Genomic DNA, 6,322 nt, shown 5'->3' with positions numbered 1-6,322 from the left:
GGCCGGGTGCGGGCGAAGGTGTGCAGCAGGCGCTCGGTGTCGTACGTGGCGTAGGCGTCGGTGTACGGGCGCAGCAGGGCGCTGGGGATCAGGTCGCCGGGGATGCGGGGCAGTCCCGCGGTGTGGGTGGCCAGGTGGCGCAGGGTGATGCGGCGTGAGGCGGGGTGGCGCAGCGGCAGGTCCGGAAGGTGGGCGGTGAGCGGGTCGTCGAGCCTGAGGACGCCGGTGCGGGCGAGGGCGGCGAGGAGCAGGACGGTGAAGGTCTTGGTCACGGAGCCGAGTTCGTAGCGCAGTGCGTGGCGCGGCACGGCCGGGGCGGGGGCGTGGCCGCCGCTGATCGTGGTCCGCCGGCCGTGGTGGGTGACGGCGAGCACGACGTCCGGGGCGTCGACGGCGGTGACCGCCTCGGCGAGGCGCAGCGCGAGCGCGGCGTCGGGCGCCGTGGCCGTCGCGAGGCGGCTGGTCACGTGGCGGACATCGCGCGGGAGGTGGCCATGGCGGAGGCGAACGCGGCGACCAGGGTGGGGTGGTGGACGACATCGAACACGTCCGCCGCGTCTCCGTCCGGCATGGTCCGCTGCAGCGGCATCGCGCCGCTGTCGGACTGGGCGGCGGCGTACCGCTCCCAGATCCGCGCGTCCAGAGCGGGTCGGGGCAGGCAGGTGTCGACGACGAGGAGTTCGCCGAGCAGGTCCCAGTGTTCGAGGTCGGCCCAGTCCTCGGTCCAGGCGGGCAGGTACAGGGCGAGGTAGTCGGCCGTCTCCGGGGGGATGCGGCCGGGCTCCGCGCCCCAGTCGGTGAGGTGGAAGACGGTGTGGGTGATGTCGTACGCGATGTGGTACTGCACCGTCCACGGTTCGGGCAGCCGGCTCAGCCAGGTCATGCGGACGGCGTCGTCGAAGTCGCCGCTGGGCGGCAGCCCGATCCTGCGTTCGGCGCGCAGGACGCTGAGGCGCCGGTTGGGCACCATGTCGAGCGCCGGCCAGGTCAGGGTGCGGCGGCAGACCTCGGCGGTGGTCTCAAGGCCGGGGTGTCGGAAGCCGAGTTCGTGGAAGGTCGAGTAGATCTCCAGGGGTACCGGGGAGAAGGGTTCGTCGTGCTGGAGGGCGGCCAGTACGTTGCCGCCGTCCAGCAGCTCCCGCCAGGTGAAGTCCAGGAGCTGCCCGGCGCGGGCGTGCTGGCGCGAGCCGGCCACTCCCTCCCGGAAGAGCACCCGCGTGTTGACCGCCAACTCGCCGATGGGCTTGAGCCGTTCGACGACGCCCCGGCCGGTGGCGCGGTCCTCGTCGGTCAGCCGGAAGTGCTCGCGGTGGGCGTCGAGCCACATCAGGGCGCGGTCTCCGACGCCGTGCAGCAGCGCGGGTGGGGCGGTCGCGGTCGCGGCTGTCATGGGGCCACCTCGCTTTCGTGGACCTGGGCGCGCTGTCCGGCCCCGGTCGCGTCGAGGGCGATGCGGGTGAGGGTGCCGGCGAAGGCGGTCGCCAGGGTGGAGTGGTAGCAGGACGTGAAGGTGGCGGCGTGGTCGCCGGAGGACGAGCCCGCTCCCAGGTCGGGCACGCGGCCGTCGGGCTCCTGCGCGGCGGCCAGTCGCTGCCAGGCCGCGGCGTCGTACGGGGCGGCGGGCACGCAGGCGGTCACCGCGAGCAACTCGGCGGCGAGGTCCCACAGTTGCTCGTCCAGCCAGTTCTCCAGCCAGGCGGGGAGCCAGAGCCGCAGGTAGTCGGCGTACGCCGGGGGCAGCCGGCCGGGGGCGCGGCCCCAGTCGGTGAGGTGGAAGACGTCGTGCGTGAGGCCGTACGCCCCCTTGCGGTCCAGTGCCCACGGTTCGGACATCGTGCCGAGGTTGGTGTGTTCGAGCACGGCCGTGAAGTCGGCGTGCGGCGCCAGGCCGATCCTGCGTTCCGCGTTGAGCACGCCGAGCGTACGGGTGTGGTCCTCGCGCGCCACCCGCCAGCCGCGCGGTGCGGTCGTCGCGGCCAGCAGCCGGTCGACGGCCGGGGCGCGCAGCCCGGCCTGGGCGAAGACGCCGTAGATCTCCACCGGGTACGTCGCGTGCGGCTCGCCGCGGACCAGTTCGGCGAACAGCTCCCCGTCGCGTGTCTCGTCCCACGCGAAGGCGAACAGGTCGTCCGCCGCCCGGCGCAGGTCGTGGCGGGGGTGCGAGGTGCTGATCAGGTACGTCAGTTCGGCCAGTTCGCCGAGGGGTTTGAGGGTGTGGTCGGGGTCGGCGTCCGTCGTGACGTCCGGGGGCAGCCGGAAGTCGTCGCGCACCGTGTCCAGCCACCCCAGGGCGCCGCCGACCAGGTGGTCGAGGAGCGACGCCGGGGCGGCCCGGCCGCCGCTCACCCACCCCGTCCGTAGAACTGCCGTGCGGCCACGACGTGGAGCGCCACGCGGGGGTCGCCGTCGCTCATCCGGCGGACGAAGGCAAGTCCGGTGTCGAGGCCCAGTGTCTGCGGGACGTCGGGCAGCCGGGCCAGCCACCGCCCGAGGCCCGCCGCCTGGAGCCAGTCCCTGCGGCGTACGGCGCGGACGAACCCGCGGGCCAGGTCGTCGGTACGGACCGCCAGCCGGTCGGCCAGGTCCTGTGCGACGCCGGGGAGGGCGAGTGCGGCCAGTTGCGACACTCGATGGGAAAGCTTTGGCCAAGGATCGTCGGTCACCCAGGCGGAAGCGGCCTGCGGCGCCTGCGGGAAGCGGTCGGCGCCGCCGGGCAGGAAGGCGTGCGATGCCTCGACGAGGCCCCGGTAGGTCCACACCGACACCGCCGAGGCGTCAGGGCCTGGCGGATAGGCGGCCAGTGCTTCCCGGACGACCGCTTCGTCGTCCTCACCACCGGGTACTGCCCGGTGGTCCAGCGCGTAGGGGGCGAGCGCGTCGGCGCCCAGCACCCGGATCGCCGCTGATGCCATCGCGTCGCCCTGCCCCAGGAGGCGGGAGAGCGCGTAGGGGTCGCCCCCGCCCGTGAGGGCGAGGACGACTCCGTTCGCGGCATCGGCGACCACAGCGCTCAGCGGGACGGTGCCCGCTCCTTGAGCCTGTTCAGCCAACGCTTCCTCCTCAACGGGCCTTCGGGTCCGTCTTCGGACGGGGGGTGGGCGGTGAGCCGAGAAGCAGGAGTGCGAGCAGGAAGGCGCCCTTGCACTCGCGGGTGTCGCGAAAGACGCCCTGTGGCTCCGCGGAGTCCAGCAGCCCCTCGACTTCAGCGCTCAGCGCTGCGGTCTCGACGTGGGAAGTGCGGTCCATGATCATGGGACCATCTCCTCGTTGTTGCGGCTGAATAACCAGCGTTGCATGGGCCCTATTTGGTTGCAAACGGTAGAAAACGGGCGAGGTCGGGACGGGAAAAACCGCCTTTGGTTGACGACACAACAGCTCACCCCTGACCCTCGGTCAGCTCAGCCGGCCGCCGCCTTGCGGGCGACCGCGAAGACGCGCCGGAACGGGAACACGGTGCCGTACGGGCCCGCCGGGTACGCGGCGCAGCGCCTCGGCGTACTCGCCGACGAACGCCCGGCACGCCCGCGGGTCGTCCGCCAGAGCCGTCAGGACTGGCCGGAGCGCGGTGCCCTTGACCCAGTCGAGCACGGGGTCCTCGCCGGGCAGGACCTGTTGGTACGTCGTCTCCCACACGTCCGCCTCGCAGCCCAGCGCGGCCAGGCGGGCGAGGTACTCCCCCGGTTCGAGCACGACCGCGCCGCGCCCGCCCGCACCGCCCAGCCGGCCGCGCCAGCGCGGGGAGTCGCACAGGGCGGCCAGGGCCGTATGGCTGGGGGCCGAGAAGTTGCCGGGCACCTGGAAGGCGAAGGTGCCGCCCGGGGTGAGGGCGTCCACCCAGGACGGGAAGAGGTCGGCGTGGCCCGGGACCCACTGGAGCAGGGCGTTCGAGACGATCAGGTCGTACGCCGCCTCCCCGGGCGCCCAGGTCTCCGCGTCGGCGTGGGCGAAGTCGAGCAGTGGACCCGCGTACCGCCGGGCGCGCTCCAGCATCTGCGGCGAGTTGTCGAAACCGGTGATGCGTGCGGCGGGCCAGCGCTCCGCGAGCAGCGCGGTGACGTTGCCGGCCCCGCAGCCGAGGTCGGCGACGCGGGCCGGGGCCGGGGCGTCGACGCGGGCCAGCAGGTCCAGGAAGGGCCGGGTGCGGTGGCCGGAGTGGCGCAGGTACTGGCGGGGGTCCCAGATCGGTCGTTCACTCATGCACAGCAGCTTCACCCCGCACTATCTTGATGTCAAGAGACTTGACGCCAAGAGACTTCATGTCGACAGACCAACTACACTGATCGCCATGGAGGACGAGGTCGACCGACTGGTCGCTGCATGGCGCCGCGAGCGCCCCGACCTCGACGTGGAACCACTCGAGGTCCTCAGCCGTGTCTCCAGGCTCGCCCGCCACCTCGACCGCGCCCGCCGCATCGCCTTCTCCGAGCATCAGCTGGAGCCGTGGGAATTCGACGTGCTGACGTCCCTGCGGCGCGCCGGCGACCCGTACCAGCTCTCGCCGGGCCAGCTGCTGACCCAGACCCTGGTCACCTCCGGCACCATGACCAACCGCATCGACCGGCTCGCCAAGAAGGGCCTCGTCGAGCGGCTGCCCGATCCGAGCGACCGGCGCGGGGTGCTCGTACGGCTCACGGCGGAGGGGCGCGACCGGGCCGACCAGGCGCTCGCCGGGCTGCTCGCGCAGGAGCGGGCCATCCTCAGCGAGCTGTCGCGGACCCAGCGGGGCGAACTGGCCGCGCTACTACGCCAGTTGACCGCCCCGTTCGACAACATCCCGGGCTAGGTCGGCCGGGCCGACGCCCGCGCGGCGCGCGAGGGCGACGGCGGCGAGCGTGGAGTGCACGCCGAGCTTGCCCAGCACGTTCTGCATGTGCGTACGGACGGTGTGCGGGGACAGGAAGAGGCGCTCGGCCACGGCCTTGCGGCCCAGCCCCGCCACCATGCACCGCAGCACCTCGCGCTCGCGCGGCGTCAGCGACTGCACCAGCCGCTCGCTCTCGGTGCGGTGCTTGCGCGCGGCCGTCAACTCCCGCAGTACTCCGGTCAGCAGGGCGGGCGGCAGGTGCGTCTCGTCGCGCAGTACGCCGCGGATGACGGCCAGCAGGCGCTGCAGCGAGCAGTCCTTGGCGACCCAGCCGGCGGCCCCCGCCTGGAGGGCCAGGGCGGCCCGGCGCGGGTCGTCCTTCTCGGCCAGCACGACGGAACGGACGGCGAGCTGACCGGTCCGCACGCCCGCCACCAGCGCTATCCCGTCCGCCAGGCCGCCCTCGCCCTGCTCCGGCACCTGGACGGCGCGGGGCGGCTGCGCGGCCGAGGCGCCGAGGTCGGCGTCCACGAGCATCACGTCGAATCTGCGGCTTTCCGCCGCCGCCCGCTCCAGCGCGCGCAGGGCGGCCGGGCCGCTGCCGGCCGCCGCCACCTCGACGTCGGGCTCGGCTGCGAGGGCCGCGGCGAGCGACTCGGCGAAGATGCGGTGATCGTCCACCACCAGTACCCGGATACGAGCCACAGACACCCCCATGCCGCGTAGGACCCGGTCGGTCCCCCCTGGACCCCCGGAGGGGCGGACCGTCCGCGGGTACGGCGCCCGGAGGGACGGGCCGGTCTCGGTGGGCACGGCCGCCGCCGTGACGCACTGACCCTGCCCGCACCCCGGACGACGTACCCGACTGCCTCGCCCCCTGATCGAGCACCGGCCCCCACCGGCGCTCTGCTTCAGCGTACGGGCGAGGGCGGAGAGCGGAAGGTTATTCACAGAACTGATGGGCCGAGGTGTTTAAGGTGAGCCTCATGTTTCGCATTGAGACAGAAGTCGACAAAGAACGACGCACTGTGTTGGGCGAACGGCTGGAGGAAACCAACGCGGGGCGCTCACCGACGATGGCCGCCCTGCGGGGCACCCCCGCGGAGGACGAATCCCCCCTCCAGGTCTGGGCGTTCGACGAGGCGAGCGGTGAACTCGTGGCCGGGCTCGACGGTTTCACCTGGGGCCACTGGCTGCACGTGGGGCTGCTGTGGGTGGCGGACGCGCACCGGGGGGCGGGGCTCGGGTCCCGGCTGCTGGAGCGGGCCGAGGCGATGGCCCGGGCGGAGCGGGGCTGCGGGTACGCGCGCCTGGAGACGTGGGACTTCCAGGCGCCGGACTTCTACCGGACGCTGGGGTACGAGGTCGTCGGCCGCGTCCCCGACTACCCGCCGGGCGTGACGGAGTACATCCTCACCAAGCGGCTGGGCTGAGCCCAGGGCGGCACCGCCGCCGCGCCGCGAGGAGCGGGCCCCCGGCCGGCTCATGCCAGGCGCAGGGCTCCGGGGGACGGGAGGG

At 73.5% G+C, this 6,322-nt stretch carries 8 protein-coding genes and 1 pseudogene; 2 read left to right on the top strand and 7 right to left on the bottom strand.

Going from position 1 to position 6,322, the window contains the following annotated elements:
- The 6 genes and pseudogenes from E2E34_RS29590 to E2E34_RS29565 all read right to left on the bottom strand — a co-directional run.
- Window positions 1–467 (bottom strand): serine hydrolase domain-containing protein (locus tag E2E34_RS29590; RefSeq protein ID WP_138904945.1); only part of this gene is annotated, 467 nt, incomplete at its 3' end.
- On the bottom strand, window positions 464–1,390 hold the full coding sequence (locus tag E2E34_RS29585; protein ID WP_138904944.1) for a DUF6895 family protein: 927 nt from the start codon (window positions 1,388–1,390) through the stop codon (window positions 464–466). The genes E2E34_RS29585 and E2E34_RS29590, both read right to left, overlap by 4 nt.
- Window positions 1,387–2,346 (bottom strand): DUF6895 family protein, encoded by a 960-nt coding sequence (locus tag E2E34_RS29580; protein WP_138904943.1) that lies wholly within the window; start codon window positions 2,344–2,346, stop codon window positions 1,387–1,389. The genes E2E34_RS29585 and E2E34_RS29580 overlap by 4 nt, the downstream gene beginning before the upstream one ends.
- Window positions 2,343–3,050, bottom strand: coding sequence for a hypothetical protein (locus E2E34_RS29575; RefSeq protein WP_244316242.1), 708 nt, complete (start codon window positions 3,048–3,050; stop codon window positions 2,343–2,345). The genes E2E34_RS29580 and E2E34_RS29575 overlap by 4 nt, the downstream gene beginning before the upstream one ends.
- 10 nt (window positions 3,051–3,060) lie before the next feature.
- Complete coding sequence (locus E2E34_RS29570; protein WP_138904942.1) at window positions 3,061–3,252, bottom strand: hypothetical protein; 192 nt, start codon at window positions 3,250–3,252, stop codon at window positions 3,061–3,063.
- A 146-nt stretch (window positions 3,253–3,398) separates the two neighbouring features.
- Window positions 3,399–4,197: pseudogene (locus tag E2E34_RS29565) on the bottom strand (trans-aconitate 2-methyltransferase).
- A gap of 88 nt (window positions 4,198–4,285) precedes the next feature.
- Here E2E34_RS29565 and tamR point away from each other — a divergent pair.
- Window positions 4,286–4,783, top strand: coding sequence for a MarR family transcriptional regulator TamR (gene tamR / locus E2E34_RS29560; RefSeq protein ID WP_138904941.1), 498 nt, complete (start codon window positions 4,286–4,288; stop codon window positions 4,781–4,783).
- On the opposite strand, the gene E2E34_RS29555 is transcribed toward tamR, so the two are convergent.
- Window positions 4,742–5,509 carry a helix-turn-helix transcriptional regulator gene (locus E2E34_RS29555; protein WP_138904940.1) on the bottom strand — a complete coding sequence of 256 codons (768 nt, stop codon included), beginning with the start codon at window positions 5,507–5,509 and terminating at the stop codon, window positions 4,742–4,744. The genes tamR and E2E34_RS29555 overlap by 42 nt on opposite strands.
- Window positions 5,510–5,790: 281 nt before the next feature.
- Here E2E34_RS29555 and E2E34_RS29550 point away from each other — a divergent pair, with 281 nt between their 5' ends.
- Complete coding sequence (locus E2E34_RS29550) at window positions 5,791–6,237, top strand: GNAT family N-acetyltransferase (RefSeq protein ID WP_138904939.1); 447 nt, start codon at window positions 5,791–5,793, stop codon at window positions 6,235–6,237.
- The last annotated feature ends 85 nt before the right edge of the window (window positions 6,238–6,322 follow it).

Source organism: Streptomyces albidochromogenes (assembly GCF_005981925.1).
GTDB lineage: Bacteria > Actinomycetota > Actinomycetes > Streptomycetales > Streptomycetaceae > Streptomyces > Streptomyces albidochromogenes.
The sequence above is the reverse complement of the archived record's forward strand: the minus strand, read 5'-3'. Positions and strand labels throughout refer to the sequence as shown.